At 70.7% G+C, this 26,234-nt stretch carries 24 protein-coding genes; 9 read left to right on the top strand and 15 right to left on the bottom strand.

The genetic code is table 11. The features are described from left to right. From ABFX50_RS21560 to ABFX50_RS21550, 3 genes are read right to left on the bottom strand one after another with little or no spacing between them, the layout of a single operon-like run. Positions 1–1,506 carry a glycoside hydrolase family 3 protein gene (locus ABFX50_RS21560; RefSeq protein ID WP_346148963.1) on the bottom strand — a complete coding sequence of 502 codons (1,506 nt, stop codon included), beginning with the start codon at positions 1,504–1,506 and terminating at the stop codon, positions 1–3. A 44-nt stretch (positions 1,507–1,550) separates the two neighbouring features. Continuing rightward, on the bottom strand, positions 1,551–2,852 hold the full coding sequence (locus tag ABFX50_RS21555) for an alkaline phosphatase D family protein (protein WP_346148961.1): 1,302 nt from the start codon (positions 2,850–2,852) through the stop codon (positions 1,551–1,553). Between the two features lie 13 nt (positions 2,853–2,865). Then, positions 2,866–3,279: a DoxX family protein gene (locus tag ABFX50_RS21550; RefSeq protein WP_346148959.1), complete on the bottom strand. Its 414-nt coding sequence runs from the start codon at positions 3,277–3,279 to the stop codon at positions 2,866–2,868. Positions 3,280–3,359: 80 nt separating this feature from the next. Between ABFX50_RS21550 and ABFX50_RS21545 the strand changes: the two genes are divergently transcribed. Next, positions 3,360–3,854 carry a MarR family winged helix-turn-helix transcriptional regulator gene (locus tag ABFX50_RS21545; protein WP_346148958.1) on the top strand — a complete coding sequence of 165 codons (495 nt, stop codon included), beginning with the start codon at positions 3,360–3,362 and terminating at the stop codon, positions 3,852–3,854. Between the two features lie 168 nt (positions 3,855–4,022). On the opposite strand, the gene ABFX50_RS21540 is transcribed toward ABFX50_RS21545, so the two are convergent. Further along, positions 4,023–5,903 carry a beta-galactosidase gene (locus ABFX50_RS21540; RefSeq protein WP_346148956.1) on the bottom strand — a complete coding sequence of 627 codons (1,881 nt, stop codon included), beginning with the start codon at positions 5,901–5,903 and terminating at the stop codon, positions 4,023–4,025. A gap of 65 nt (positions 5,904–5,968) precedes the next feature. Then, positions 5,969–7,105, bottom strand: a complete 1,137-nt coding sequence (locus tag ABFX50_RS21535; protein WP_346148954.1) for an acetyl-CoA C-acetyltransferase — start codon at positions 7,103–7,105, stop codon at positions 5,969–5,971. Between the two features lie 98 nt (positions 7,106–7,203). Here ABFX50_RS21535 and ABFX50_RS21530 point away from each other — a divergent pair, with 98 nt between their 5' ends. Both ABFX50_RS21530 and ABFX50_RS21525 read left to right on the top strand, forming a co-directional pair. Continuing rightward, complete coding sequence (locus ABFX50_RS21530) at positions 7,204–7,869, top strand: TetR-type transcription factor C-terminal domain-containing protein (protein WP_183657210.1); 666 nt, start codon at positions 7,204–7,206, stop codon at positions 7,867–7,869. Beyond that, positions 7,866–8,591, top strand: a complete 726-nt coding sequence (locus ABFX50_RS21525) for a DNA alkylation repair protein (protein ID WP_183657207.1) — start codon at positions 7,866–7,868, stop codon at positions 8,589–8,591. Before ABFX50_RS21530 ends, ABFX50_RS21525 begins: the two co-directional genes overlap by 4 nt. On the opposite strand, the gene ABFX50_RS21520 is transcribed toward ABFX50_RS21525, so the two are convergent. After that, on the bottom strand, positions 8,533–9,366 hold the full coding sequence (locus ABFX50_RS21520) for a LysR family transcriptional regulator (RefSeq protein WP_346148951.1): 834 nt from the start codon (positions 9,364–9,366) through the stop codon (positions 8,533–8,535). The two genes, ABFX50_RS21525 and ABFX50_RS21520, sit on opposite strands and share 59 nt — an antisense overlap. Positions 9,367–9,412: 46 nt before the next feature. Here ABFX50_RS21520 and metE point away from each other — a divergent pair, with 46 nt between their 5' ends. Continuing rightward, entirely contained in the window at positions 9,413–11,533 is a 2,121-nt protein-coding gene (metE, locus tag ABFX50_RS21515) for a 5-methyltetrahydropteroyltriglutamate--homocysteine S-methyltransferase (RefSeq protein ID WP_346148949.1), read from the top strand. Here metE and ABFX50_RS21510 read toward each other — a convergent pair. After that, positions 11,496–13,403, bottom strand: a complete 1,908-nt coding sequence (locus ABFX50_RS21510) for a HelD family protein (protein WP_346148947.1) — start codon at positions 13,401–13,403, stop codon at positions 11,496–11,498. The genes metE and ABFX50_RS21510 overlap by 38 nt on opposite strands. 191 nt (positions 13,404–13,594) lie before the next feature. Here ABFX50_RS21510 and ABFX50_RS21505 point away from each other — a divergent pair, with 191 nt between their 5' ends. The 4 genes from ABFX50_RS21505 to ABFX50_RS21490 all read left to right on the top strand — a co-directional run bounded on the left by ABFX50_RS21505 (position 13,595) and on the right by ABFX50_RS21490 (position 16,444). Continuing rightward, entirely contained in the window at positions 13,595–14,536 is a 942-nt protein-coding gene (locus ABFX50_RS21505; protein ID WP_346148945.1) for a LysR family transcriptional regulator, read from the top strand. A gap of 83 nt (positions 14,537–14,619) precedes the next feature. Beyond that, a complete protein-coding gene (locus ABFX50_RS21500) occupies positions 14,620–15,171 on the top strand; it encodes an RNA polymerase sigma factor (RefSeq protein ID WP_346148943.1) in 552 nt (183 codons plus the stop codon). After that, on the top strand, positions 15,168–16,043 hold the full coding sequence (locus ABFX50_RS21495) for a hypothetical protein (protein ID WP_346148941.1): 876 nt from the start codon (positions 15,168–15,170) through the stop codon (positions 16,041–16,043). The genes ABFX50_RS21500 and ABFX50_RS21495 overlap by 4 nt, the downstream gene beginning before the upstream one ends. Before the next feature lie 122 nt (positions 16,044–16,165). Then, positions 16,166–16,444, top strand: coding sequence for a hypothetical protein (locus ABFX50_RS21490; RefSeq protein ID WP_346148939.1), 279 nt, complete (start codon positions 16,166–16,168; stop codon positions 16,442–16,444). 52 nt (positions 16,445–16,496) lie between these two features. On the opposite strand, the gene ABFX50_RS21485 is transcribed toward ABFX50_RS21490, so the two are convergent. Genes ABFX50_RS21485 through ABFX50_RS21470 form a run of 4 tightly spaced genes read right to left on the bottom strand, consistent with a single transcriptional unit; the run spans position 16,497 to position 20,563 of the window. Further along, positions 16,497–17,381 carry a carbohydrate ABC transporter permease gene (locus tag ABFX50_RS21485; RefSeq protein ID WP_183657184.1) on the bottom strand — a complete coding sequence of 295 codons (885 nt, stop codon included), beginning with the start codon at positions 17,379–17,381 and terminating at the stop codon, positions 16,497–16,499. Then, entirely contained in the window at positions 17,381–18,277 is an 897-nt protein-coding gene (locus ABFX50_RS21480; RefSeq protein WP_346148936.1) for a carbohydrate ABC transporter permease, read from the bottom strand. The genes ABFX50_RS21485 and ABFX50_RS21480 overlap by 1 nt, the downstream gene beginning before the upstream one ends. A gap of 1 nt (position 18,278) precedes the next feature. Then, positions 18,279–19,697, bottom strand: coding sequence for an N-acetylglucosamine/diacetylchitobiose ABC transporter substrate-binding protein (gene ngcE / locus ABFX50_RS21475; RefSeq protein WP_346148934.1), 1,419 nt, complete (start codon positions 19,695–19,697; stop codon positions 18,279–18,281). Between the two features lie 2 nt (positions 19,698–19,699). After that, positions 19,700–20,563, bottom strand: a complete 864-nt coding sequence (locus ABFX50_RS21470; protein ID WP_346148932.1) for a MurR/RpiR family transcriptional regulator — start codon at positions 20,561–20,563, stop codon at positions 19,700–19,702. A gap of 243 nt (positions 20,564–20,806) precedes the next feature. On the opposite strand from ABFX50_RS21470, the gene ABFX50_RS21465 reads away from it, so the two are divergent. Continuing rightward, a complete protein-coding gene (locus ABFX50_RS21465) occupies positions 20,807–21,757 on the top strand; it encodes an N-acetylglucosamine kinase (protein WP_346148930.1) in 951 nt (316 codons plus the stop codon). On the opposite strand, the gene ABFX50_RS21460 is transcribed toward ABFX50_RS21465, so the two are convergent. The 4 genes from ABFX50_RS21460 to ABFX50_RS21445 form a co-directional block, all read right to left on the bottom strand. After that, on the bottom strand, positions 21,758–22,576 hold the full coding sequence (locus ABFX50_RS21460) for a carbohydrate ABC transporter permease (RefSeq protein WP_346148928.1): 819 nt from the start codon (positions 22,574–22,576) through the stop codon (positions 21,758–21,760). After that, positions 22,576–23,511: a carbohydrate ABC transporter permease gene (locus ABFX50_RS21455; RefSeq protein ID WP_346148926.1), complete on the bottom strand. Its 936-nt coding sequence runs from the start codon at positions 23,509–23,511 to the stop codon at positions 22,576–22,578. The genes ABFX50_RS21460 and ABFX50_RS21455 overlap by 1 nt, the downstream gene beginning before the upstream one ends. An 89-nt stretch (positions 23,512–23,600) precedes the next feature. Beyond that, on the bottom strand, positions 23,601–24,851 hold the full coding sequence (locus ABFX50_RS21450) for an extracellular solute-binding protein (RefSeq protein WP_346148924.1): 1,251 nt from the start codon (positions 24,849–24,851) through the stop codon (positions 23,601–23,603). A 49-nt stretch (positions 24,852–24,900) separates the two neighbouring features. After that, positions 24,901–26,223, bottom strand: a complete 1,323-nt coding sequence (locus tag ABFX50_RS21445; protein ID WP_346148921.1) for a cellulose binding domain-containing protein — start codon at positions 26,221–26,223, stop codon at positions 24,901–24,903. Positions 26,224–26,234: the final 11 nt, after the last annotated feature.

The raw sequence follows: 26,234 nt of genomic DNA, 5'->3' as shown, positions 1-26,234 counted from the left end.
TCAGAGCGTACCCGTGATCACCTCGGCGGCGGCCTGCCCGCAGACGCGGGCCGAGCCGTACGTGGCGATGTGCACCGCGCCGAGGTCGGAGCGCTCGGGCAGGCCCATCTCCACCACCACGGCGTCGCCGCGGGCGCTGAGCAGGTGGCCGATCGCCTCGGCCTGCCACGGGTAGCGGTGCGCGTCGCGCGCGACGATCACCAGCGGGCGGTCGGCAGAGGACCGCAGCAGATCCTCCAGTACGGCGGCGCGTGACTCCTCGGCGGTGAGGCGGGCGACGGTCGTGCCCGGCAGCAGCTTGCCCAGCGGCTCGCCGACGCCCCACGGGGTGCCCTTGTCGATGGCCAGGTTCATCTCGGGGGCGAACTCCACGACCTGGGCGGCGACGGTGATCGGCAGGACGGGCGCGGAGGACCTGCGGGTGACCTTGACCGCCCGTCTGGCGGCGATGAGCCCGATCTCGCCCTCCACGCGTCCGTCGCCTTCGCGGGCGGCCTGGGCGTGGGCGGCGCGGGCCGCGGCCGACCACGCGCCGAGCCCTGTCACCCGGCCGGCGGCCTCGGCCAGGCGCTCCTCGGGCAGTCTGCCCTCCATCACCGCCAGCGCGATCGCGTCGCGCACCTCGGCGGCCGTCGCCTCGTCCGACCGCTCGCCCCCCACGCAGATCGCGTCTGCCCCTGCCGTGACGGCCATCGCCGAGGCGCCGCCGACGCCGTACGCGCCGGAGACGGCGGCCATCTCGATCCCGTCGGTGATGACCACGCCCTCGAAGCCCAGCTCGTCACGGAGCAGCGCGGTCAGCACGTGCGGGCTGAGCGTGGCGGGGGTCGAGGGGTCGTAGCGGGGCACGAGAAGGTGTCCCGTCATGATCGATCTGACACCCTCCTCGATGGCCGCGCGGAAAGGGCGCAGATGCTCCTCGATCTCCCCCGCCACCACCGGCACCCCGTGGTGGGAGTCGACGGAGGTGTCGCCGTGGCCGGGAAAGTGCTTGGCGCACGCCGCCACGCCCGTCGCCTGCATGCCTCTGATGAAGGCCCTGGTGTGCCTGGCCACCAGCTCGGGGTCGGCACCGAACGCGCGCAGCCCGATGACGGGGTTTCCCGGATTGGAGTTCACGTCGGCCGAGGGCGCGAAGTCGATGCTGATCCCCGCGGCCGCCAGGTCCCTGCCGAGGTCGCGGGCGAGCTCCTCGGTGAGCGCGACGTCGTCCACCACGCCCAGCGCGTAGTTGCCGGGGCGGCTGCTGCCCTTGGCGACCTCCAGCCTGGTCACCTCGCCCGACTCCTCGTCCACGCCCACCAGCGCCGAGGGGTTCTCCGCGCGCAGCGCCGCCGTCAACTCGGCCACCTGGGCGGGCCCTGTGATGTTGCGGGAGAAGAGCACCACCCCCGCCAGCCCTTCTGACAGTCGGCGGCGGAGCCAGTCGGGGGGCGCCGTCCCGACGAAACCCGGAAGGATGACGGAGTCGGCAAGGCGAAGCAAGTCGCGGCCAGGCTTGGGCATGACCGAAATCTAATAGGAAAGTTTCCTATTTTCTAGAGGCATTTTCAGACGTCAACGCGTCTGATTCCACGTCCCTCCGTGACGAACTCGGCGAGTGTGCGGACGGGGGCGCCCTTCCTGTCGACGTGGTCCACCCCTCGGAAGGCGACCCGGAAGTCGGTGGCGCTCGCCGTACCTGACAGGTAGCCGCGGTGGGCGTCGAAGTAGCGCAGGTGCGGGTTGGCCGCCAGGACCCCCGGGCCGTCGGTGACCGGCGGGTTGCTGCTGATCGCCGAGCCGACGAACTCCGCGCCGACCGTCACGCCCGCGCCGGTCACGATGTCGCCCGCCCACGCGTTGTGCACGTCGCCGCTGAGCACCACGAGGTTCTGCGAGACGGCGGCGAGCAGGCGGGCGCGCTGCTCGGGCTGGCCGTCCCACGACTCCTTGCGCAGGTTGGGCGCGGGGCCTGGCACGAACCTCCTGGTGAAGAAGAGCGGCTGGACCAGGACCCGCCACCTGACGGGCGTGGCGGCCAGCCTGGCCACCAGCCACGCCTCCTGCTCGGCGCCGAGCATGGTGGCAGGGCCACGGAACTGCCGCACGTCCAGGGCCATGAAGTCGGCGATCACGCCGTAGGTGCGCCTGCGGTACATCTGCAGGCCGCCGTCGCGTGGGCGCACCCGCAGCGGCATGTGCTCGTAGTAGGCCTGGTAGGCCGCGGCCCTGCGCCTGAGGAAGCGGTCGGAGCCGTCGCCCCTGCCGTGGTAGTTGTCCATGACCTCGTGGTCGTCCCAGACCGGCACCCAGGGGGCGGCGGCGTGGGCGGCCCGCAGGTCGGGGTCGCTCCTGTAGCCGGCGTAGCGGGCGCGGTAGCCGGCCAGCGTGGTGGTCTCGTCTGCGGGGTCGACGCGGCGCACGCCGTGGGCGGGTCTGGCGTACTCGTAGATGTAGTCGCCGAGATGGAAGACCACGTCGGGACGCTCGTCGGCCAGGTGCCTGTAGGCGGTGTACCAGCCGTGCTCGAAGCGCTGGCAGTTCGCGGCGGCGAACCTGACCGGCTGCGTGGATGTCGGGCCGGGGGCCGTTCTGGTACGTCCGGCGGGGCTGAGCTCGCCGCCGGACCTGAACCTGTAGAAGTAGTCGGTCGCGGCCCGCAGCCCCTCGACCTTCACGTGGACGCTGTGCGCCCATGCGGGCTGCGCCCTCGCGACACCCTGCCTGATGACTTTGGCGAAGCGGTCGTCCTCTGCCACCTGCCACCGCACGTCGGCGGGGCGGGACAGACCGGTCAGCCTGGTCCAGAGGATCACGCCATCCGGTAGGGGTTCGCCTGACGCGACCCCCAGAGTGAACGGATTCGGCATCCTCCGATGCTAGTCAGGCGGCGACGTCGGCCCTGCTCTTCTGCCAGAGACGGTCGACGGCGAGCGCGCCGCCGCCCGTGAACGCCAGAGCGAGGCAGGCCGCCGCGAGGGCCATCGGGAACTCGATGCCGCCCTTGTCGGCCAGGAAGCCGTTGGCGAGGTGGACGAAGACGATGGCGCCGACCATGTTCAGGGCGAGCAGGACACCGAAGACGGGCAGCGCCGCGCCGACGATGAGCGCGATGCCGCCGACCACCTCCAGCACGGCGACGGCGGGCGCGGCCAGACCCGGCAGCGGGATGCCGACCTGCTCGAAGAAGGCCGTCGTCCCCGAGATCCCCATGGACGTGAACTTCATCCAGCCGTGGACGAGGAAGGTCACTCCCACAGCCACTCTGGCGAGCAGCAGCGTGATGGATCGAGCCATTGGTTCCTCACAATTTCGTTCGAGTTTGAACAACAACCATAAGCGGTCGTTCAACTTCGAACAAGTCATACACTGACAAGGTGAGCGAGTCGCGATGGCTGGACGCCGAGGAGATGTCGGCGTGGCAGGCGTTCCTCACCGCCTCACACCTGCTGGACAGACGCATCGAGGAGCAGCTGAAGAGCGCGGCGGGGCTGACGCACCCGCAGTTCGAGATCCTGGCCATCCTGTCGGCCTCACCCGAGCGCCGGCTGCGGATGACCGAGCTGGCGCGCAGGGTGGTGGTCTCCAAGAGCGGGCTCACCTACCAGGTCACCCAGCTGGAGAAGCGGGGCCTGGTCGAGCGCACCACCTGCCCCGGCGACGACAGGGGCGTGCTCGCGGTGCTCACCGCCGAAGGCATGCGCCACCTCGAGAAGACGGCCCCCGGGCACGTCGAGGTGGTCCGCAGATTCCTGATCGACCTCCTCTCCAGGCAGGAGCTGACGACCATGGCCTCGGCCATGCACAAGGCCCAAGAGGCCATGCGCTCCGGCGAGCCCCTGAGCGCCCGGCATACTGACGCGGGTGACTGAGCCTCCCCTGCCTGTGCGTCATCTGCCGGCCCGTCGACGTCCGCTGAGCCGTTTCCAGAAGTCCATGACCGAGCACGTCAACGGACACGGCTGGGGCATCAGCAACATCCTGGATGACGGCATCGGGCCGGGCTGGTCCTACCCCGTCGGCCCTGGACCCAGTAGCGGTCAGGGGCCTGTCACCACCACGTCGCCCGCGGGGACGGCTACCCCTTCGACCACGGCGTCCTCGTCGGTGTGGTTGATGGCGAACAGGTAGGAGCGGCCGTCGGGGTGGGTGCGGCGGACGACCTCGACCCCCGGAGGGGCCTGCGCCGCAGGGGTGACGCCCGCCTCCTCGCAGACCCTGGCCATGATCGGGGACAGGTCGGCGGGCAGGGTGGTGAGGTAGTGGGCGGTGCCGCCGCCCCACTCGTTGCGGGTCCAGGCGGGCCGGCCGTCGCGGTAGGTGTCCAGGGCCTTGGCGGTGGTCAGGCGGGCCTGCTCGCTCCAGATCCTGCCCACGCCTCCCCCCGCCAGCGCGATCGGCTCGGTCAGGGGGAAGAACTCCTCGACGCTCACCCCGAGCAGGTCGCGGAAGGCGCCGGGGTAGCCGCCGAGCCTGACGCGGTCATGGGGGTCGACGATCCCCGAGTACGGCCCGACCAGCGCCACGCCGCCCGCCGCGACGAAGTTCTCCAGGTTGGCCGCGCCCTCGTCGGAGACCAGGTAGAGCGAGGGCGCCACGACCAGCCGGTAGCCGGACAGATCGTGCTCGGGCCTGGCGATGTCGCAGGTGATCCCCGCACGCCAGAGCGCGGCGTGCCACTCCTTGATCACCTCGACGGGCTTCAGGCGGTCCGTCGGCTGGGCGGGGTGGTCCTGGGCCCAGACGCTGTCGTGGTCGAGCAGGATGGCGACGTCGGCGGCGACCGTACTGCCCGAGACGTCGCGCAGCGACTTGAGCTCCGCGCCGAGGGCGACGGTCTCGCGCCAGATCTTGGTGTCGGTGCCCGCGTGGGGCAGCATCGCCGAGTGCCACTTCTCCGCGCCCGCCCTCGACTGCCGCCACTGGAAGAACATGATCGCGTCGGCGCCCCTCGCCAGGTGCGCGAGGGAGTTGCGGCGCAGCTCCCCAGGGTCCTTGGCCAGGTTGAGGCCCTGCCAGTTGACCGCGCTCGTCGAGTGCTCCATCAGCAGCCACGGCCTGCCGCCGTTGAGCGAGCGGGCGTAGTCGGCGGCGAAGGCGAGGTCCTCGTGGGGGTGCTCGCCGATGAGGTAGTGGTCGGTGGCGACGACGTCCACGGCCTCGGCGAAGCTCCAGCAGTCCATGTCCCAGTGCGCGCCCGCCATCAGGTTCGTGGTGGCCGGCTTGGGACCGAGCAGGGCGCGCTCGGCCCGGTAGAGGCTGACGAGGGCGTCGGAGGAGAAGCGCTTGAAGTCGAGCTCGTGCGCGGGGTTGGTGAGGAAGGACGTGATCCTCGGCGGCAGGATCTGCGCCCAGTCGGAGTAGCGCTGCGACCAGAACGCGGTGCCCCACGCGTCGTTGAGCGCGTCCAGCGATTGATAGCGTTCACACAGCCAGGCGCGGAAGGCCTCCGCCGAGGCGTCGCAGTAGCAGCGCGCGTTGTGGCAGCCGTACTCGTTGTGCACGTGCCACATGACCACGGCCTCGTGGTCGCGGTAGCGGTCGGCGACCTTCTCCGCGATGCGCAGCGCCCTGTCCCTGTAGATCGGCGAGCTCGGGCAGAAGCCCTGCCTGCTGCCGTGGTGAACCCTGCGCCCGTCCCTGTCCACGGGCAGCGCCTCGGGATAGGTGTGGCCGAACCACGGAGGAGGGGCGGCGGTGGGGGTGGCGAGGCAGGCCTCGATGCCGTGCTCGCCCAGCAGGTCGAGGATCCTGTCGAACCAGGCGAAGTCGTACCTGCCCTCCTCGGGCTCCAGGTGCGACCAGGCGAAGATGCCGACGCTCACCCGGGTGACCCCCGCCTCGCGCATGAGGACGACATCCTCGGACCAGGTCTCCTCCGGCCACTGCTCGGGGTTCCAGTCGCCGCCGTAGACGATCACGTGAGCTCCTCTGCGTCGAAGTGTGACGTCAGCGGATTAAAACGTTCTTCTCCGCCTGGCACAAGTCAGAGGCGCTCGATGATGGTCACGTTGGCCTGGCCGCCGCCCTCGCACATGGTCTGCAGCCCGTAGCGCCCGCCCACGCGCTCCAACTCGTGGATCAGCTTCACCGCCAGCACCGCGCCCGTCGCGCCGAGAGGGTGCCCGAGGGCGATGGCGCCCCCGTTGGGGTTGACCACCGCGGGGTCGGCGCCCGTCGCCTTGAGCCAGGCCAGCACGACCGAGGCGAACGCCTCGTTGATCTCGACGGCGTCGAGGTCGGAGATGGACATGCCGGCCCTGGCCAGGGCGTGCGCGGTCGCGGGGATGGGGGCGTCGAGCATCACGACGGGGCTGGCGCCCCTCACCGACAGGTGGTGGACGCGGGCACGGGGCGTCAGACCGTGCTCGCGTACGGCCCGCTCCGACGCGACGAGCAGCGCCGCGGCCCCGTCGGAGATCTGCGACGACAGCGCGGCGGTCAGCGAGCCGCCGGGCAGGAGGGTGCGCAGCGAGGCCATCTTCTCCTTCGAGGTGTCCCTGCGCGGCCCCTCGTCGACGGCGACGCCCTCGTAGGGCGCGATCTCCCGCTCGAAGCGCCCGGTGTCGATGGCGCGCAGCGCCCGCTCGTGCGAGGACAGGGCGAACGCCTCCATCTCCTCGCGGGACAGTGCCCATTCGGCGGCGATCCGCTCGGCGCCGGCGAACTGGGAGATCTCCTGCGTGCCGTACCGCGCGGCCCAGCCCTTGGAGCCCGAGAACGGCGTGTCGAACCCGGGGAAGGCCATGGCGGAGGACATCGGCACCATGCTCATGTTCTGCACCCCGCCGGCCACGACCAGGTCGGCGGTGCCGGACAGCACCGCCTGGGCGGCGAAGTGCAGCGCCTGCTGGGAGGAGCCGCACTGCCTGTCGACGGTCACGCCTGGCACCTCCTCCGGCAGGCCCGCGGCCAGCCAGCAGGTGCGGGCCACGTCTCCCGCCTGCGGTCCCACCGTGTCGACGCAGCCGAAGATCACGTCGTCGACGGCGGCGGGGTCGACGCCCGAGACGACCTGGTTGATGACGTGGGCGCCCAGGTCGGCGGGGTGCGCCCCCGCCAGCCCGCCGTTCCTGCGCCCCACGGGGGTCCTGACGGCGGCGACGATGTAGGCCTCGCTCATGCCACCCACACTAGCAAGCGCTTGGTTCAGATAGGAACCGCGTGTGAGCTGCGGGTGTTGGGTGAACAAGCGATTGCGCAAGGGCTCATAATGGAAAGGTGACCACGCGAAAGAACGCCACCGCCGCACCCCCGAAGACCAAGCGCGCCACCGCGTCGGGATCGGCCTCCGAGCGCCGTGACCACCTCGTGAAACTCGCCGCGGAGATCTTCGCGCGCAAGGGCTTCCAGGCGACGACCGTTCGCGAGATCGCCAACGAGGCGGGCATCCTCTCCGGAAGTCTCTACCACCATTTCGACTCAAAAGAGACAATTGTCGACGAGGTGCTCTCCACCTTCCTCGACGACCTCATCGCCCGCTACCGCGCGGCGCTCGAGAGCGGCGGCGAACCACGCGCGGTGCTGTCGGAGATGGTGCGCATCGGGTTCGGCACACTGGAGCCCCACCGCGCCGCGATCACGGTCATGCAGAACGACTGGAACTACCTGCGCCAGTTCCCCCGCTTCAACTACCTCGTCAAGGCCGAGGACGACGTGGAGCAGATGTGGGTGCGGCAGATCAAGGCGGGCCAGGCGGCGGGGCAGTTCCGCGCCGACGTCGACCCGAAGCTCACCTACCGCATGATCCGCGACACCATCTGGGTCGCCGTGCGCTGGTTCCGCCCCGGCGGCAGGCTCAACACCACCGGCCTGGCCGAGCACTACATCACGGTGCTCTTCGACGGCCTGGCCACCGGCGAGCGGTCCACGCAGCCGCAGGCATGAGCCTCCGCAAGGCGGTGCGGCTCGCGCTGCAGGAGGTCGCCGAGCCCGACAAGGCCGCGGCCATGCAGGCGTACATGAAGTCGGATCTGCCCTTCCTCGGCGTGCAGGCGGGGCCGCGGCGGACGGCCCTGAAGAGGGTCTTCGCCGGGCAGCGGCTCGAGGCGGCTCCCGAGTGGCGGCGCGCGGTGCTGGAGCTGTGGCGCGAGGCCGAGTACCGCGAGGAGCGCTACGCCGCGATCGAGCTGTCGGGCTTTCGCTACTACCGTCCGTGGCAGTCCCTCTATACGGTCCCGATGTACGAGGAGATGATCGTCACAGGCGCCTGGTGGGACCTGGTCGACGAACTGGCCACGCACAGGATCGGCGGGCTGCTCGCCGCCTATCCCGACGCGATGCGCCCGCTGCTGCTGGAGTGGGCCCACTGCGATGACCTGTGGAAGCGCCGCACCGCGATCCTGAGCCAGAACAGGTTCAAGGCGCGCACCGACACCGCGCTGCTCTACGCCTGCATCGAGCCGAGCCTGTCCGACATCGACTTCTTCGCCCGCAAGGCGATCGGGTGGGCGCTGCGCGAGTACGCCAAGACCAATCCCCGCGAGGTCGTCCGCTACGTCGACGCGAAGGGCATCACCGGCCTGAGCCGCCGCGAGGCGCTGAAGAACATCACCGGGTCCATAGCGCCTGCTGCACCGCCTGCACCAGCGCCATCAGCTCAGGCCTGACGCTCTCGCCCGCCCACGCCAGCGTGTAGGTGAGGCGCAGGTCGGCCACGTCCAGCGGCACGAACCTCACGTCGTCGCGGCGCACGGTCCTGGCCACCAGTTGCGGGATCGGCAGCAGCCCCGCACCTGCGGCGACCAGGTCGAGCGCGGCGGCGAAGTCGTCCTCGGCCACCTGCCTGTGCCTGCCCGGCAGCCCGGCCCACCGTCCGCCGGGAATCAGCAGGTCACGGTCGCCGAGGTCGGCGGCGGCGACCCCTGAGCGCCACGGATGGTCCACGGGTACGGCCAGCCGGTCCACCGTGACGTGGAACCTCGCCCCCGTGCCGAACCTGGGCGGCGCGGGGACGGCCACGATCGCGGCCGACACCTCGCCCGCGTCGAGCGCCCGCGCCGCCGCGCCCCGCCCCGCCGTCGCGAGCTCGATGGCGATGCCCCTCGCCGCGAGCCGTCTCGCCACCCTGGCGACGAGCGGTCCTGCCAGCGGTGGATAAGCCAGGTGAATGACAGGCTGGGCCAGCCGCGCCGCCTCACGGCTGAAGGCGGTCACACCGTCGAGCACCTGGTGGGCGTGGGCGAGCAGCGCCTTGCCCTCGGGCGTCAGCCGTACCTGCCTGGCCGTCCTGTCGAACAGGCGCAGACCCACGGCGTTCTCCAGCCGGGTGACGGCCTGGCTCACGGCGGGCTGCGACAGGCCCAGGTCGGCGGCCGCCCGCGAGAAGCTGAGCAGCGCGGCGACCTTCGCGAAGCACTGGATCTCCCGAAGCATAAGCAGCATGAATAGATGATGCATCCGGACGGAGATCGCGTGTTGGGTGGGCGGCATGATAACGACCGTGCTGGGCTATCCGAGGATCGGCCCGAACCGTGAACTGAAGCGGGCCCTCGAGTCCTACTGGGACGGGCGGATCACCCGTGACGAGCTCGACCAGGTAGGAGCCGGCCTGCGCGAGGAGACCTGGCGACGGCTGGCCGAGCTGGGGCTCGACGCGCTGCCCTCCAACACCTTCTCCCTCTACGACCAGGTGCTCGACACGGCGGTGATGCTGGGAGCGGTGCCCGAGCGCTACCGCGAGGCCGAGGATCCGTACTTCGCGATGGCGCGCGGCACCCAGGGCCTGGCGCCGCTGCGGATGACCAAGTGGTTCGACACCAACTACCACTACCTCGTGCCGGAGATCTCCCCTTCGACGGTGTTCCGGCTGGACGCGTCCAAGCCCGTCGGCGAGGTACGCCAGGCCAGGGCGCTGGGGTTCGACACCAGGCCCGTGGTGCTCGGACCTGTGACGTTCGTGCTGCTGGCGGGGGCGCTGGAGCGGCTCGACGAGGTGCTCGGGTGCTACGAGGAGCTGCTGTCGGCGCTGGCCGCCGAGGGCGTGTCATGGGTGCAGCTCGACGAGCCCGCGCTGGTCTGCGACAGGACGAAGGAGGAGCTGGAGGCGGTGCGGGCGGCCTACGAGCGGCTGTGCGCGTGGCCGTCCAGGCCCTCGCTCCTGGTGGCGGCCTACTTCGGCGACCTGGGCGAGGCGCTGCCCGTGCTGGCGGGCACGCCGGTCGAGGGGATCGGCGTCGACCTCGTGCGCGGGAGCCTGCCGATCGAGCTTCCCGGCAGGACGGTGTTCGCGGGGGTGGTGTCGGGGCGTGACGTCTGGCGCACCCGCGAGGCGGAGGCGCTGGCGGCGCTGCGTGCCGTACGGGCCGGCGAGATCGTGGTGAGCACCTCGTGCTCGCTGCAGCACGTGCCCTACAGCCTCGCGGTGGAGGAGCGGCTGGATCCGGCCCTTCGCGAGCGCCTGGCCTTCGCAGAGGAGAAGGTGGCTGAGGTGGTCGCCCTGGCGCGGCTGTTCGCCGAGGGAGCGACGCCCGCCCCCACGAGTGCGGCGGCTCCGGCGGGCGCCGAGCGGGCCGAGGCGAGGGCGCGCAGCCCCTACGAGGTCAGGGCGCAAGCGCAGGCCGAGCATCTCGGGCTGCCGAAGCTGCCGATCACCACGATCGGCTCCTTCCCCCAGACCGCGCGGCTGAGGGCGGCCCGCGCCGACCGCTCGCTGCCTCGGGCGAGCTACGAGGCGCTGGTCGAGGGGGAGATCGAGCGCGCGATCAGGCTCCAGGAGCGGCTCGGCCTCGACGTCCTGGTGCACGGCGAGCCCGAGCGCAACGACATGGTGCAGTACTTCGCCGAGCACCTCGACGGCTTCGCGGTGACCGAGCACGGCTGGGTCCAGTCGTACGGCTCGCGCTGCACCCGCCCTCCCCTGCTGCACGGCGACGTCGGCAGGCCCTCGCCGATCACCGTGAGATGGGCGCGGTACGCGCAGTCGCTGACCGCGAAGCCCGTGAAGGGCATGCTGACAGGCCCCGTCACGATCGTCGCGTGGTCGTTCGTCCGCGACGACCTCCCGCTGCGCGAGGTGACCTTCCAGGTCGCCGACGCCATCGCGCGGGAGGTGCGCGACCTGGAGGCGGAGGGCATCTCCGTCATCCAGGTGGACGAGCCCGCGCTGCGCGAGCTGCTGCCGCTGCGCGCCGCCGCCCAGCCGTCCTACCTGCAGTGGGCGGTCGCCGCCTACCGCAGGGCCACCTCGGTGGCTGCCGACCGCACCCAGATCCACACCCACCTGTGCTACTCCGACGCCGAGCAGATCATCTCCGCGATCGACGCGCTCGACGCCGACGTGACCACGATCGAGTCGGCCAGGTCGGGCGCGCCCGCGCCGGAGGGCTTCCCGCGCGGGCTCGGCCCGGGGGTCTACGACATCCACTCCCCTCGGGTCCCCTCGGCGGAGGAGGTGGAGGCGCTGCTGAAGGCCGCGCTCGACGTGCTGCCCGCCGAGCGGCTGTGGGTCAACCCCGACTGCGGCCTGAAGACGCGCACCTACGAGCAGGTGGAGGCGTCGCTCGCCAACGTCGTCAGGGCGACCCTGCGGGTACGGGAAGCGCTCCGATGACGTCGAGCCTGGAGACGGCCCTGGTGAGCACCACGTAGAGCCGGTTGAGCCCGCGCGGCTCGGCGGCGACGACCGCCGCGGGCTCGACCACCACCACGTGGTCGTACTCCAGGCCCTTGACCAGGCTGGCCGGCATCACGCTCACCCGCTCGTCGTCGATGCCGTGCGCGGCCAGCCTGGCCGCCAGCGCGGGCAGCGCGGCGTCGGCGGCGATCACGCCGATCGAGCCCTCGTGCTCGAGCGCCTCCCTGACGGCGAGCTCCACCTCGTCGCTCCCGCGCAGCTTCAGCCGTCCGTCGGACCTGAACGAGCGGGTGGGCGGCACGTTCACGCCGAGCTGGTCCAGCAGCCTGTTGGCCAGCTCGACCACCACGGCGGGCACCCTGAAGCCGGTGGTCAGCGCGATCACTCTGGCGTCCGGCTTGCCCAGGTTCTTCATCTGCTCGGCCCAGTCGCGGGCCGCCCACGGAGTGGTGCCCTGGGCGAGGTCGCCGAGGACGGTCAGCGAGCCGTACTCGCTCCTGCGGGCGATGGCGCGGCACTGCATCGGTGACAGGTCCTGCGCCTCGTCGACGATCACGTGACCGTAGCCCTTGGGATGGTCGAGCAGCCCGGCCAGCTCGTCGAGCAGTACCGCGTCGGCCGCCGTCCAGGCGTGCCGGCGGCGGGTGATCGCCGCCTGCTCCCGCGCGCTGAGGAGGCCCTCGGCGTGCGGCGCCGGGTCCGACAGCAGCCCTGCCAGCACCTCCTCCGGCTTCACGTTCGGCCACACCGCCTCGACCGCGGGGGTCACCGCCCTGGTCATCCTGCGCAGCCAGGGCGCGTCGGCGGCGCGCCCCCGCAGCTCGGCCTGCCGCCGTACCAGCGCGACCGTCTGCGAGAGCACCCTCTCCCTGCCGATCCTGTACGGCAGCGCCGCCCGCCGCGCCTGGTCCACGATGCGCCTGAGCTCGTCCTCGGCCACCCGCCACACGAACGCGCCGTCGCGCACCGCCACCGGCTCGACCGGCTTGGTGATGCGCCCGTACAGCGCCCGCCTGAGCACCGCGGCCATCCTCTCGTCGTGCTTGACGGCCGCGGCCTCGACGCTGTCCTCGCCCTTCACAGGGGTGCGCGGGAGCAGCTCGTCGACGGTCGTCTGCTCGACGTCGACCTCGCCGAGCGCGGGCAGCACGGCGCCGATGTAGCCGAGGAAGGCGCGGTTGGGCCCGAGGATCAGCACGCCGTGCCGTTCGAGCCGCTGCCTGTGGGCGTAGAGCAGGTAGGCCGCCCTGTGCAGCCCTACGGCCGTCTTCCCCGTGCCGGGCGCGCCCTGCACGCAGATCGACTCCTCCAGCTCGGCGCGGACCAGCTCGTCCTGCTCGGGCTGGATGGTGGCGACGATGTCGCGCATCGGGCCGACCCTGGGCCGCTCGAGCTCGGCGGCCAGGATCCGGCTGGCGACCCGCTCGCCGTCGTCGAGGCGTTCGTCCTCGAAGCCGGTGAGGGTCAGGCCCGACCAGCCGTACCTGCGGCGCATGGCCACTCCTCGCCGCTCTCCCGCGTGGGCGCGGTAGAACGCCGTGGAGACGGGAGCCCGCCAGTCGATCACGACGGGCGGCTGTCCCGTCTCTCCTGAGATGTGGCGGCGGCCGAGGTAGTGGCGGTGGCCGTCCTCCAGGTCGAGGCGGCCGAAGAACGGCGGCCCTTCGGGGGCCTCGCCGAGCTCCTTCGCCAGGCTCTTGAGGTGGCGGCCCAGCCGCTCGGCGCTGTAGCGGTCGCCCGCGACGCTCTCGCCGACGATGACGTTGTGGCGGGCTCCGTCGAGCATGCGCTGGAGCCCCTTCCTGCACTCGTCGACGTAGGCGCGCTCTGTCTCGAGTTCGGTCATGCAGATAATGTAACCGAGTCATGTTTTTAACTGAGTCACATCATGAAGCCTCCCCTGTAAAGGGAGAGGAGGAGGAAGACCTGGGCGTGGGTGAGCCGGAAGAACATGCCTTCAGGCTCCCGCCGATACAGACACCGCGTCCAACACCGGAAATATCCGGATTAACGCGTATCTGTTGTTAATGTGTGCGCGTGGACATCAATCCCCGGCTCCTGCGGGTGTTCGTGGCGGTCGCCGAGGAGCTCCACTTCGGGCGCGCCGCCGCTCGGCTCTACGTGGCCCAGCAGGCGCTCAGCCGAGACATCCGCAGGCTGGAGGAGCAGCTCGGCGCGACGCTCTTCGCGCGCTCCACCAGGCAGGTGCAGCTGACCCCCGCGGGGGCGAACCTCCTGCCGTCGGCGCGGCGGCTGCTCGCCGTCCACGACGAGCTGGTCGCGCAGATCCGCGGCGCGGCGGGACCGCTCCTCGTCGACTTCAACAGCGCGGGCTCCGCGCTGCCCCGGCACCTGATCAGGGCCAGAGAGCTGGCGCCCGAGGCGGAGATCGTCGCTCGCTACCACGGCGGGCTGGCGGCGGGGGCGGCGGCGATCCTGGCGGGCGCGGCCGACGTGTCGTTCGGCCGCTTCGCGGGCCTGGATCCCGACGTGCGGACCCGGCTGGCGCAGACGCCGGTGCGGCTCCAGCCGCTGACCGTGATCCTGCCACCCGAGCACCCGCTGGCCGAGCTGCCCGAGGTGCCGCTCAGCGTGATGGCCGGCTTCCCCCTCGACATCATGGCAGGCAACCCGGCCACCACCGAGTGGACGGACCTGGGCAGGCGGCTGGCGGAGGAGTTCGGGCTCACGCTGGCCGCTCCGCACGCCTGCCCGGTCGGGCTCGACGAACTGCTCGTCTACCTGCGGCGGCACGGTGAGCCTGTGCTGTCGAGCGTCGGCTGGGCCGATCTCCAGGGCGCGGTGGTCCGCCCGCTGGTCGATCCCGTGCCGCTGTCACTGGTCAGCCTGGTCCACCGTCAGGGGCTGCGGCACCCTGGCCTGACCGCGCTGTTCCGGGCGATCGCCGAGGAGGACGGCTGGATGGACCGGCCGCCGGGCTCCTGGCTGCCCCCGCTGGACGAGTCGCTGCTCGGCTGAGACCTATTTGGCTTTCGTCCTGAAACATTTCGCTTGAGCCGCACATCTCCCAGGTGACGCACCCCAGGAAAGGAAGTCACCGCGTGGGACCACCTGAACCGCGGCAGCTCTTCGAGGAGATCTACCTGGCTCACTATCCGGCTGTGTCCGGATACATCGCCCGCCGTACCGACTCTCCCGACGACACCGCCGACGTCATCTCCGAGACGTTCACGACCGCATGGCGACGGCTCGCCGACATCCCCTCGGGAGAGGAGGCCAAGCTGTGGCTGTACGGCGTGGCCAGACGCATCCTCGCCAACCACTACCGCGCCGAGTCACGAAGGAGCGCGCTGGCCGTGCGGCTGCGGGCGGACCTCACCCGCTGGGCGCATTCCGTGGCCGAGCGCGAGACGGACGCGGCGCGTGAAGCCTTCGCCCAGCTGTCGGACGACGACAGGGAGCTGCTGTCGCTGGTCGGCTGGGAGGGCCTCAACACCGCCGAGATCGCCAAGGTCCTCGGCTGCTCGGGCGGCGCCGCGCGCCTCCGCCTGCACAGGGCCCGCAAGCGACTGGCCGCCGAGCTGGCGGCCGCCGACCTCGACCTCAACCGGTACGGCTCGCGTGCCGTGGCGCTCGCCAAGGAGAGCTCATGACCCACGACCTCGACCGCGTCGTCGCCGCCATCGCCCCCGACCCCGGCCCCGGACTGGTTCCCGGCGCCCACGACCTGATGAGAGAGATCATGGACTCCTCCCCTGCACCGGCCCTCCAGCCCACCGTCGAGTCGGCCAGGCGGCGCAGGCGGATGGGCTGGCGGATCGCCGTGCCGGCCGTGGCCGTCCTCGCCGCCTCGGTGACCGTGCTCGGCTGGACCTCCGCCCTGCCGGTCTTCGGCCCCGAGCCGGTGGCCGCCGCCCTGGGGATCACGCAGAAGGACGGCTACTACGTCATCCTGGTGAACGACCTGCGCGCTGACCCTGCCAAGTACCAGGCTCAGCTCAAGGGGCTCGGGCTGGACGTCTCGCTCAGGCTGGTCCCCGCCTCGCCCGGCCTGGTCGGCAACCTCTTCGCCACCACGCCCACGCACGAGGTGGTCGAGGAGTTCAAGACCATCGACCGCGCAGGACCCTGCGACAAGGTGGGAAACTGCCCGATCGGGCTGAAGATCCCCGTCGGCTACAAGGGCACGGCGATGGTGGACCTGAACCGCGATGCCGAGCCGGGCGAGAAGTACGACGCCTTCACCGGGTTCGACGTCAAGGGTGAGCCCATGCACTGCGTGCCGTACGTCAACAAGAAGGTGGGCGAGGTGCGCACGATCCTGGCCGAGCGCGGGCTCTCCATCGAGGGGTTCGCGACGGGGAAGGGCCCCGACGACGTCAAGGAGGTCGCCACGGTGCCCGACTCGTGGTACGTCACCAGCGGCTTCCTGGTCATGCCCGGCAAGGCCAAGCTGGTCGCGGGGTCCGAGCCGAAGCCCGACCACCTCGTGAAGATGCAATGGAGGAAGCAGGGCTGCTCCTGACCCGGCCCCCGGGGCGAAGCCGGAGGAGAGGGGCCCATGGGGGCGGGCCCGTCTCCTCCGGGTGGAGAAGTTCGCCCCCCGACGACGGTGACCGGGCGTGCTGCCGGGGTAGCTGCTCGGTCATGAGCGAGACACCTGATGACAGGTACACGGGGGAAGAGGCGGCCGAGCGCGTCGACAAGGCCCTGAACGACGACGCGGCGCCCGACGAGATGGACCAGCGCGACGCGCAGGTCGTGGCGGACGCCGAGGCGGCGCCGGTGCACCCTGATCGCGGCCGCTACTCCGAGGAGGGCGGCGCCGAGGACGGGGATCCCGAGCAGGCCGAGCACCGGCAGACGCTGTGGGACGAGTCCACCGCGCAGTCCGGCGTGGACGAGGGGATCGAACCGCCGGACTGAGTCATGCCGCCCCGCACCCGCCGCCCGCCGCCTCGGCGGACGGCGGGTGCCGCTATTTGAGCGCGCCCGCCGTCAGCCCGCTCTGGATCTGACGCTGGAAGACCGTGTAGACGACGAGCATGGGCAGGATCGCGAGGGTCAGCGCGGCGAACAGCGCCGACCAGTCCTGGTCGTAGCCCGCCGCGGTGGAGATGTCGGCGATGCCCTGGGTCAGCACCCACTTGTCCCGCTCCTGCAACAGCACCAGCGGGAGCTGGTACTGGTTCCACTGCCCCAGCACGTTGAAGATCGTGATGCTGACGAGGCCGGGACGGGCCATCGGCAGCATGATCTGGAAGAAGATCCTCGTGTGCGAGGCGCCGTCCACCAGGGCCGCCTCGGCGACCGCGGTGGGCAGGGTGCGGAAGAAGGCGGCGAGGAAGAAGATGGTGAAGGGCATCGAGTAGGCGATGTAGACCAGCACCACCCCCGCGTGGGTGTTCAGCCCGATGAAGGGGATGACCCGCCCCATGTTCTGCACGACGAAGAAGAGCGGGGTCAGGGCGAGGTAGACGGGGAAGGCCAGCCCCGACACGAACAGCAGGTAGAAGCCGCGGTTGCCGCGGAAGGGATAGCGCGCGAGCACGTACGCGGCCATCGAGCCGAGCAGCATGGTGCCGAGCGTGCTGAAGGACACCACGATGACGCTGTTGAGCATGTACTGGCCGATGTGGGCCTGTTCCCACGCCCTGGCGAAGTTGTCCCACCGCAGCGAGGCGGGCAGCGACCAGGCGTCACCGAAGATCTCCTCCTCGCTCTTGACCGACGCGAGGAAGGTCCAGAGGATCGGCACGATCATGAGGACGGTCCAGACCACCAGCGCCACGTGACTCAGCGCCGACAGCGGCCCCAGCCGAGTACGCCGGTCCTTTCTGACCGACTTCCGGGAAAGGTACATCAGTACTCGATTCGTTCCCGACGCGAGAGGCGCAGGGCCAGGATCGCGAAGCCGATGGTGAAGAAGAACATGATTACGCCGAGCGCCGAGGCGTAGCCGAACCTGAAGTACTGGAAGGCGTTGCGGTAGATCTCGGCGGCCATGACCGTGGTGGAGGAGTCGGGGCCGCCGTGCTGGTCGGTCATCACCCACACGATGGCGAACACGTCGAGGGCCAGGATGCCCAGGTAGACCCATGCCACCTGGACGGTGTCCCACAGCAGCGGCAGCATGATGCGGAAGAACAGCGAGAAGCGGCCCGCGCCGTCGATCTGGGCGGCCTCGAACATGTCGCCGGGGATCGAGGCGAGTCCCGCCGAGAACAGCACGACGTAGAACCCGACCGCCTGCCAGACCATGACGCCGAGCACGGACCAGAAGGCGACCGAGGGATCGGAGAGGAAGCCGACGGGCGGCAGCCCGAGCGCCATGAGCGGGCCGTTGAGCATGCCGCTGTCGTCGGGCCTGAAGACCTGCTGGAACAGCACCGCGACCACGGCCACGGCCAGCACCTGGGGAAAGAAGAACACCACCCGGTAGAACTTCGATCCCCGCACCCCCGAGACGCCCCTGCCTCCCACGTTGAGCAGGAAGGCGAAGAACAGCGCCAGGACGATGGTGATCAGCGGCAGCAGCACGAGCAGCAGCGCGTTGTGCGACACCGCCTTCCAGAAGATCCCGTCGCTGAAGAGCCGCTGGAAGTTCTCCAGGCCGGTGAACCGCGGCGCGGCGGACACGCCGCGCCAGTCGGTCATCGCGATGTAGAACGCCTGCACGTACGGCGCGATCACGTAGACCAGGTAGAGCGTGACCGGCGCCGCGAGGAACGAGGTGATGAAGAGGCGACGACGCAGCATGTCAGCGCTTGTACTTCTTGATCGCCGAGTCGTTCTTGATCTCGTCGGCCTTCTTCTGGATGCGCTCGAGGTATTTGTCGGGGGTCAGGCCGCCGCTCATCAGCTGGCCCGTGGCGGCGACGGCCTCGTCCTTGAGCTGGGCGTACCAGGTCTGCCAGCGGTAGTAGACGGTGTTGGCGCCCGCCGCGCTCACCGCGTCGGAGGCGCTCTTGGCGCCGGGCGACAGCTGCCTGCCCTCGCCGGCCCCCTTGACCACGGTGACGGTGCGGACGAGCTCGCTGAAGTCGCCGGCCGCCTTCTTCGACAGCATGGCGCGCAGGTACTCCATGCCGGCCTGCGGGTTTGCGCCCTTGGACGGCACGATGAAGTTCTCGCCCGGCTGGGTGTGCAGCGTGCCGTACGGCATCTTGTCGGAGCCGGTGACGTCGGGGACGACGAACATCTGGTAGGCGAAGTCGGCGGGGGTGGTGTCCTTCTGCTCGTTCTCCAGCCAGGAGCCGGAGGGCAGCATGGCGACCTCGTACTTGTTGTGCGCGGTCTGCGTCTGCACGTGGTCGAGCCCGGCGGTGCCCTGCATCAGGTACTTGGCGCCGACCTCGGCCCAGCGGGTGGCCGACTCCTTCATCGCCTCGGTGGTCCAGGCGCCGTCCTCGAGGTTGTCGATGTTGACGAGCACCTCGTTCCCGCCGATCTTGGCCGCCATGGTCAGCAGGACCTCGTAGAGGTACTGGGGGAACTTGCCCGCGTAGGTGAAGGGGGCCATCTTGCCGGACTTCTTGATGGTCTCGCAGAGCGCGGTGAACTCGTCCCAGGTCTTCGGCGCCGCCCAGCCGTTCTCGTCGAAGGCCTTCTTGGAGTACCAGATGCCGAAGATGTAGTTCACATAGCCGAGCACGCTGAACTTGCCGTCATAGGTGCCGATCTCGATCACGGCGGGGTCGATGGAGTCGCGCACCTTCACCGCGGGGTCGTCCCAGGTGGGCGCGTCGAGCAGCGGGGTGAGGTCCTGCAGCTGGCCGTCTTGTGCGAGGGCGCCGAAGTCCATGGCGTTGGCGCCGGAGTTGTCGATGACGTCGGGCGGGTTGCCGCCGGCGAAGCGCGGCTGCAGGACCTTGGTGATCTCCTTGGTGGCGTTGTGCTTGATCTGCGCCTTGGGGTACTTCGTGGCGAACAGCGGCTGGTGGATGTCCTTGGCGTACGCCTGGCCGAATCCGCCGTCGAAGATCCAGATCTCCAGCGGTTTGTCCGCCGCGACCCCGAAGGGATTGGCGGCGCTGGTCGGGGCCGCGGCGGGCGCGGAGGAGGCTGGCGCCTGCGCGGGCGTGGCGCAGGCGGCGAGCGCACCCGCCGCCGGAATGAGGACGGCGCTGCGAAGAAGTTCGCGTCGCGTGATGTGAGGAGTGTGGGGGGTGTTCGGCATGGCTACTCCAGTCGATGACTCTCCACGGCCTTGATGGTCAGTTCGAAGGCCTGATTGGTCCGTTCGTAGGTTTGCTGGGCGATCGCCACGTAGACGGCGTCCAGCACGAACAGCTGCGAGTGGACGGCGGCGAGCCCGCCGAGCCTGAACGTGGTCTCCCTGCTGGCCGTGGTGAGCACCAGGTCGGCCAGCTCGGCCAGCGGCGAGCGGGCGAAGGAGGTGACGGCGACGCAGACCGCGCCGTGGGTGCGGGCCTCGGTCAGCGCCTCCATCACCTCGCGGGTGCGTCCGCGGTGGGAGATGCCGATCGCGACGTCGCCCCTGCCGAGCAGCGCCGCGTCGGCCAGGGAGACGTGCGCGTCGCCCGAGCTCCAGCAGGGCACGCCGATGCGGCGCAGCCGTCCCTCGAACATCGTGGCCACGGCGCCGCTGGTGGAGACGCCGACGAGCAGCACCCTGCTGGCGGCCACGATCGCGTCGGCGACCTGGCCGACGACGGCCAGGTCGAGCTGGGCGGCGGTGTCCTGGATCAGGCGGCTGTCGGCGGCGGCCATGACCTCGATCGCGGCGTCCAGGGGGTCGTCGGGGCCGATGTCCTGGCCGACTCCCGCGCCCCATCCGGCCTGCGCCGCCCTGCCGGTCTCGGTGGCCAGCGCGACGCGCAGTTCGGCGTAGCCGGAGAAGCCGAACGCCCTGCAGAACCTCGTCACGGTGGCGGGCGAGCTGCCGGCCCGCTCGGCGAGCGCGATGATCGTGGAGCGCGCGGCCTCGGCGGGATCGCCGAGAATCACCTCACCGACCCTGCGCAGGGCCTCGGGAAGTCCGGGCAGCTCTGTCTCGACGCGGCCGAGGGCACCAGATGTCACGAATATTCCTTCCGAATATCGGACCTTGCGGCGAAAATTATTCTTGCAATCGGGTCACGTCAAGACCCACGATGTGACACGTGCATAACGGCGATCAGACCAGGCGGGGTTTTGGGCCTCTCTCTGCGCACCACGTCGTTTCCGCCCCTTTCCGCGCCCGCGAGCTGGGCTCTCCCTGGCGTACGGCCGAGCGGTACGGTGGCCTCCAGCACGGTCGGCGCGAACGAAGTGGATGGGTGAGCCGTGGAACGCGGTGACATGGTGATCGGCGTCGACGCGGGCGCGACGTCCACGCGGGTGGCCGTGCACGCCCTCGACGGCGGCAGGCTGGGCTACGGCACGGCGGGCGGCGGCAACCCCAGCGCCCACGGGGCCCAGGCGGCGTCCGCGGCGATCGGGGCGGCGCTGACCCGGGCCCTCGAAGGGCTCGACCCCTCGCGCGTGTCCCGCTCGGTCGCGGGCGTGGCGGGCAACAGCCTCACCTTCGGCGCCGTCCTCGACAAGCTGTGGGCCGATCACGGCCTGCCCGTCGGCCCCCTGCTGATGAACGACGTGCCGATCGCCTACGCGGCGGGCTCGGCCGAGCCCTCCGGCACGCTGCTGCTGTCGGGCACGGGAGCGGTCGCCGCCCGCTTCACCGCCCGCGCCCTCGACGAGCTGTCCGACGGGCTGGGCTGGCTGCTGGGCGACGCGGGCTCCGGCTTCTGGATCGGCAGGGCGGCCGCCAAGGCCGTCGTCCACGCACTCGACCGCGGCGAGCCGGACGGGCTGCTGTCCGACCTGGTGGTCGCCCACTTCCTCGGCGACGACCGAGGCCCCACCCCGCGCCGGGAGGCCGAGCGCATCGTCAGGCTCGCCATGGCCGACAGGACCACCCTCGGCCCGCTGGCCGGCATGGTCAGCAGGGCCGCCGCCGAGGGCGACCCGATGGCCTCGAAGATCGCCGAGCGGGCCGCGGCCCACCTGGCCGCCACGGTGGCCAGGGTCTACGACGGCGGCCCGATCGTGCTGGCGGGCTCGGTGCTGACCAACGAGGGGCCGGTACGGCAGGCCGTACAGAGGCTGCTGGAGCAGCGGTGGGAGGCGAAGGTCGCCGTCGCGCGCGACGGCGCGGGAGCGGCCGCCTGGCTGGCGGCGCTCGACCTGCTGCCCGAGGCGGAGGCTGCGCGGCTGCATCCCGCCTTCACCGGCTGATCAGCCCTTGACCGCGCCCGCGGCCATGCCCGCGCCCACCCTGCGTTGCAGGAACAGGAAGACGACCAGCACCGGCAGCGCGAACAGCGTGGCGGCGGCCATCGTGGCGCCCCAGTCGGTGCCGTAGACGTCGCGGAAGGTCGACAGCCAGACCGGCAGCGTTCGCTTGTCCTGGTCCTTGATGATGAGCACGTTGACGAAGGAGAACTCGTTCCACGCGGTGATGAAGCCGAACAGCGAGGTGGCCATGAGGCCTGGGGCGAGCAGCGGGAAGATGACCCGGCGGAACGCGGTGAACCTCGTCGCCCCGTCCACCAGCGCCGCCTCCTCCACCTCGATCGGCACCGCGTCGAGGAAGCCGCGCAACGTCACGATCGTGAACGGCAGCGTGACCATGAAGTAGACGCCCGACAGCATGGCCAGCGAGTCCAGCAGGTCGCTGTCGCGCGCGATGATGAACATCGGCACCAGCAGCGCCTCCCACGGCGCCATCTGCGCGGCGAAGACCGCCACGACGAACACGCCCCTCCCCCTCCAGCGCAGCCGCGCGACAGCGAAGGCGGCCAGCAGCGACACCACCAGGGCCAGCAGGACGGCGGCGCCCGTCACCATCAGGCTGTTGCGCCAGTAGGACCAGAAGCCCTCGGCGCTCATCGCGGTGGCGAAGTGGTCGAGCGTCGGGTTCACGGGCAGCAGCGACGGCGTCTCGGACTGGATGTCCCTGGTCGGCTTGAACGCGGTGACGACCATCCAGTAGACGGGGAAGATCGTCAGCGCGAGCGTGACGAGCGCCGCGCCGTTGAGCAGTGCCTTGCGCATCACGACTCCTGCCTGAGCATCCGCCGCAGGTTGGCGACCAGCGCGACGGCGAGGATGACGACGGTGACGACGGCCACCGCCGAGCCCAGGTCGTACCTGTGCAGGACCCGGGCGATCTTGAAGGCGTAGACGGGCAGCGTGGTGGTCGCGCCGTCGGGGCCGCCCTGGCTGAGCACCCAGATCTGCGGGAAGCACTTGAAGACCCAGATCACCTCCAGCGAGGTGATCAGCGCGAACATCGGGCGCAGGATCGGGAAGACGACCTTGGTGAAGATCTGCCTGCTGGTGCCGCCGTCGATCCTGGCCGACTCGAACAGCTCGACGGGGATCGTCGTCAGGCCCGCGTACAGGGTGAGGGCGGCGAACGGCACCGACTGCCAGACGACCAGGATCACCAGGACGGCGAACATGGCGCCGCCGTCGGCGAACCAGGAGTAGCCGCGGATGTCCAGCAGCCAGTTGACGATGCCGAGCTCCGACTGGAACAGCCACTGGAAGATGGTGGTGGCCGCGATGATCGGCGTCGCCCACGCCAGGGCCAGGGCGCTCATCAGCGCCACCCTCATGCGGCGGCCCAGCCGCAGCAGCATGAGCGCGACGCCGGTCGACAGGCCGACGATGAGCACCACGTTGACGGCCGTCCATACGGCGGTCCTGAGCAGGACGCTCCAGAACTCCTCACCCGTGAGCAGTTCCCGGTAGTTGTCGAGGCCGACGAAGGTGGCGCCGCCCCTGACGAGCTCGCCCATCCTGAAGTGCTGGACGGAGATCACGCCCGCTCTGATCAGCGGGTAGAGCAGGAGCAGCACGCCTGCCACGACCGCGGGGGTGATGAGCAGGTAGGGCCACGGGCTGGTGCGGCGGCGGGCCCGCCTGCGCGCCGGCTGGGGCGTTCGGGCGAGCGGCGGCGTGGGCGCTCGGGTGGCGGCGGGCATGCGCTCCCTCCTGGGATCGTCTCTGGTGTACGGCGGGGACCGTCACCCCCCGCGGGCGGTCCAGGGGGTGACGGTCCTGGGCTCGGAGGTCAGGAACCGCTGTTGAGGGTCGTGGTGATGGACTCCGACACCTTGCGGGCCTCGGCCGCCGCGTCCTTGCCGGTCAGCACCGCCGTCATGTACTGCTTGATGATCGACGTCGCCTCCACCGCCGCCCAGTTGGGCGTGTTGGGCGTGGCCTTGCCGTTGGCCGCTCCCGCCGCCATCGCGGCCGTGCCCTCGTCACCGCTCAGCACGCCGGCCAGCGACGCCCTGTTCGGCACGAAGCTCATCGCCTTGGCCAGCTCGGTCTGGAACTTCTCCCCCGCCAGCGCCTTGACCACCTCGTAGGCGGCGTCGTGGTTCTTCGACGCCTCCGGGATGATCAGGTCGGAGCCGCCGGTGAACACCGCGCCAGGCTTGTCAGCGCTCTTGCCGGGGATGGGGAAGAAGCCCATCTTGCCCTTCATGCCGGGCTCGACCTCGAGCACGCGGGCGGCGATGCCGGGCACGGCGATGATCTGCCCGACCCTGCCCTGTGCGAAAACCTCGTGCTGCGGCGGGTTGGCCTCGTCGGCGTCCTTCGGCCCCTTGCCGAGCGCCTGGAGCCGTCGGTAGAACTCCATGCCCGCCAGCGCCTGCGGGGTGTCGAGGGCGCCCTTCCACCGGTCGCCCTCCTTGACCGCCAGGTCGCCGCCCTCGTCCCAGATGAAGCCCGCCAGGGCGTACCACGTCTGGCCCGTGAGGTAGATGCCCTGGTCTCCGCCCTTGTTGAGCGAGGCGGTGACCTCCAGCCACTCGTCCCTGGTCTTCGGCGGGGCCTCGATGCCCGCCTTCGCCCACAGGTCCTTGTTGTAGACGACGACGCGGTTGGCGGCGTACCAGGGCACGCCGTACTGCTTGCCGTCGATCTTGCCGGGCTCGGCGAGGCCGGGGATCCAGTCCTCGCCCCGCAGGTCGGCGATCTTGCCTGTGAGGTCTCTCACGCCGCCGCTGGCGGAGTACTGCGCGACCTGGGTGTTGCCCACCTCGATCACGTCGGGGGCGTCGGTGCTGGCCAGCGCGGCGGTGACGCGCTCGCCGATGCCGTCCCACGCCTGGATCTGGATGTCGAGGTCGACGCCCTTGTGCGCGGCCTCGTAGTCGGTCTCGAACTGCTTGAGCAGCTCCTGCGTGACGCTGCCGTCCATGATCCAGACGGTCAGCTTGGCGGGGGCCGCGCTCGCGGCGGGCCCTGGGTCCGTGGAACCGCACGCGGTCACCGCGAACAGGGCCGCGAGGGCCAGAAGGCGGTACTTCATGGGGGGTCACCTTCGAATGGAGGGTGGGTACGGCGGGGCCGTACAAGTGTCAGGAGACGGTGTCCTGGAAGGCCGTCCCCGCGGCGCGGAGGGCGTTGACCCTGCTCAGCACCCCGGCGGGCGAGACGACCTCGTTCTTGGTGTGGTAGACCCAGTCGACCTGCTGCTGGTAGGCGCGCCTGGCGGATCCGCCCTGCAGGTCGATGAACCACTGGTTGAACATGATCCACATCGGGGTCTCGGGGTAGTAGACGCCGCCGTGGTCGGCGAACAGGCGCCCGTCGACGTAGTACTTGACGCGCCCTCCCGACACCTGGACGACCAGGTCGTGCCAGCCGGAGAAGCTGGTCCTCTCCTCGGTGTGGGTGTTGACCGCCTGCCACGGGTCGGCCTGGTAGGTCTCCCAGCTGGTGGCGTAGAGGATGTTGGCGGGCTCGCCCCATCCGCCGTTCGGCAGGTACTCGAAGTCGAGCTCGCCGTAGTCGGGGTCCATGTTCTGGCGCAGCGGCGTGATGGTGAAGAAGGTCTGCACGACGTGCTCACCGTCGGGCCCCGTCACGGGGGCGTCGCTGAAGCGCACGCGGGCGGCGTAGGTGCCCTCGAAGAACTTGCGGTTGGCGGTCGAGAGCTCGGTCTGGACGGTGCCCGCGCCGGTGCCGTCGGTGGACGACTCCAGTTGCAGCACGCCGCCGGGGAAGGTGACGGCCGCGGGCGACCAGGTGGCCCCCGGCACGCCCGGGCCTCCTGAGCTGGACCTCACGGTCCATCCGCGCTGTGCGAGCCGCGGGTCGCCCGAGCCGGTGTAGGAGAAGTCGTCGAACAGGACCCCCGCCGAGCCCGTGGGCGGGTCGGTCGGGGTGGGAGTGGGTGTCGGCTCGCCGCCGCCGGGCGGCCTGCCCCAGGCCAGCTGCCCGTTGACGTAGACGGCTGCCTTCTCCCAGTCGGCGTAGCCGGTCTGGACGCCGAAGGAGTAGTCGTCCGACTGGTCGAAGCTCTGCCAGTCGGCGCGGTGGAAGCGCAGTTGCAGGTCGCGCGTGTTGCCGCCGGGCGCCAGCGTCCCCGGGGTGAAGCCCACCTCCAGGTAGCCGTTGCCGAACGTGCCCGTCACGGTCGAGCAGCCCACCACCGCCCACGAGCAGGCGAACCTGTAGGTCTCCGTGCCGGTCAGGTAGTAGCGGATCTTCACCTGGGCGAGCGGCACGGCCGACGTCCCGTCGTTCAGCAGCTGGAACCAGGGCTCGGCCTGGGCGGTGGTGGGGGTGGTCGAGGAGTTCTTGTACTGCAGGCGCAGCCCCTGCGCGGCGTTGGCGGGGGCGGCCAGCAGGGCGGCGACGACGGCGAAGGGAAGGGCTAAGGCGAGGAGGATCTTCACGGCTTGATCTC

It is taken from the genome of Nonomuraea recticatena (assembly GCF_039533245.1).
GTDB classification, from domain to species: domain Bacteria; phylum Actinomycetota; class Actinomycetes; order Streptosporangiales; family Streptosporangiaceae; genus Nonomuraea; species Nonomuraea roseola.
Note: the sequence above shows the minus strand (reverse complement) of the source record. Positions and strands in the feature narration are given on the sequence as shown.

What these genes read in the sequence shown, in the direction of transcription:
- ABFX50_RS21560 (WP_346148963.1), bottom strand. Translation starts at nt 1,506, where the DNA reads ATGCCCAAGCCTGGCCGCGACTTGCTTCGCCTTGCCGACTCCGTCATC.
- ABFX50_RS21555 (WP_346148961.1), bottom strand. Translation starts at nt 2,852, where the DNA reads ATGCCGAATCCGTTCACTCTGGGGGTCGCGTCAGGCGAACCCCTACCG.
- ABFX50_RS21550 (WP_346148959.1), bottom strand. Translation starts at nt 3,279, where the DNA reads ATGGCTCGATCCATCACGCTGCTGCTCGCCAGAGTGGCTGTGGGAGTG.
- ABFX50_RS21535 (WP_346148954.1), bottom strand. Translation starts at nt 7,105, where the DNA reads ATGAGCGAGGCCTACATCGTCGCCGCCGTCAGGACCCCCGTGGGGCGC.
- ABFX50_RS21525 (WP_183657207.1), top strand. Translation starts at nt 7,866, where the DNA reads ATGAGCCTCCGCAAGGCGGTGCGGCTCGCGCTGCAGGAGGTCGCCGAG.
- ABFX50_RS21520 (WP_346148951.1), bottom strand. Translation starts at nt 9,366, where the DNA reads ATGCTGCTTATGCTTCGGGAGATCCAGTGCTTCGCGAAGGTCGCCGCG.
- metE (WP_346148949.1), top strand. Translation starts at nt 9,413, where the DNA reads ATGATAACGACCGTGCTGGGCTATCCGAGGATCGGCCCGAACCGTGAA.
- ABFX50_RS21510 (WP_346148947.1), bottom strand. Translation starts at nt 13,403, where the DNA reads ATGACCGAACTCGAGACAGAGCGCGCCTACGTCGACGAGTGCAGGAAG.
- ABFX50_RS21495 (WP_346148941.1), top strand. Translation starts at nt 15,168, where the DNA reads ATGACCCACGACCTCGACCGCGTCGTCGCCGCCATCGCCCCCGACCCC.
- ABFX50_RS21490 (WP_346148939.1), top strand. Translation starts at nt 16,166, where the DNA reads ATGAGCGAGACACCTGATGACAGGTACACGGGGGAAGAGGCGGCCGAG.
- ABFX50_RS21485 (WP_183657184.1), bottom strand. Translation starts at nt 17,381, where the DNA reads ATGTACCTTTCCCGGAAGTCGGTCAGAAAGGACCGGCGTACTCGGCTG.
- ABFX50_RS21480 (WP_346148936.1), bottom strand. Translation starts at nt 18,277, where the DNA reads ATGCTGCGTCGTCGCCTCTTCATCACCTCGTTCCTCGCGGCGCCGGTC.
- ngcE (WP_346148934.1), bottom strand. Translation starts at nt 19,697, where the DNA reads ATGCCGAACACCCCCCACACTCCTCACATCACGCGACGCGAACTTCTT.
- ABFX50_RS21460 (WP_346148928.1), bottom strand. Translation starts at nt 22,576, where the DNA reads ATGCGCAAGGCACTGCTCAACGGCGCGGCGCTCGTCACGCTCGCGCTG.
- ABFX50_RS21455 (WP_346148926.1), bottom strand. Translation starts at nt 23,511, where the DNA reads ATGCCCGCCGCCACCCGAGCGCCCACGCCGCCGCTCGCCCGAACGCCC.
- ABFX50_RS21450 (WP_346148924.1), bottom strand. Translation starts at nt 24,851, where the DNA reads ATGAAGTACCGCCTTCTGGCCCTCGCGGCCCTGTTCGCGGTGACCGCG.